1 protein-coding gene is annotated in these 802 nt (G+C 39.7%); it reads left to right on the top strand.

All coding sequences use genetic code 11. The annotated features are described in order from the left end of the window. Window positions 1–67 precede the first annotated feature (67 nt). Window positions 68–802, top strand: a 735-nt coding sequence (locus ADF62_RS08010; RefSeq protein WP_048788568.1) for a transporter substrate-binding domain-containing protein, incomplete at its 3' end; no start/stop codon positions are given.

The following is an 802-nucleotide window of genomic DNA, read 5'->3' as shown; positions in this document are numbered from 1 at the left end:
TCAATTCCTTTCTAAGATTATCGACCACAACTCTGATCGTGTCCAAGTGGATGCCTAAGGAGGACTTATGTTAATCAAGAAACTTAGTCGCATTTTTGCTATCTCTGCTTTGGCTTTTGTAGCAGTTCTCCTCTGGAACACAAAAAGTAGTCAGGCAGATGAGAGAAGTAAACTACTCAATAGTGCTGCAATTCAAAAAATTGTCAAAAAAGGGACTCTAAACGTTGGTGTCAAACAGGATGTCCCAAACTTTGGTTACTACTCAGCCAAAACCAATACCTATCAAGGGATGGAAATTGACCTCGCTAAGAAAATCGCCAAAAAACTTAAGGTAAAGGTGAATTTTACAGCGGTTACCCCACAAACTCGTGAAGCCCTTATGGATAACGGGACTATTGACATGCTTATCGCTACTTATACCATTACAGATGAGCGTAAGGCTTCATATGCCATGTCAAATCCTTACTACTACGACCAAATCGGTTTCCTTGTTCAAACTAAATCTGGCTACAAGAAACTTTCTGATCTAAACGGTAAAACTATTGGAGTATCTCAAGGGTCATCTGCCAAAACTGCTGTTGAAGAGTACGCTTCAGCTAATAACCTTAAGTTTGACTACGTTCAACTTGGATCTTATCCTGAGTTAGCCGTATCACTCTATGCTTACCGTATTGACGCCTTTGCTGGTGATAAATCAATCTTGTCAGGTTACGAAAGTGATAAAACCAAGATCCTTGATGAAGGTTTCAAAACACAAGAATACGGTATCGCCTCAAGCAAGTCTAACCAAGAGTTAATTGAT

Source organism: Streptococcus sp. 1004_SSPC (genome assembly GCF_001069025.1).
Classification (GTDB): domain Bacteria; phylum Bacillota; class Bacilli; order Lactobacillales; family Streptococcaceae; genus Streptococcus; species Streptococcus vestibularis.
This window is presented reverse-complemented; position numbering and strand designations above follow the sequence as displayed.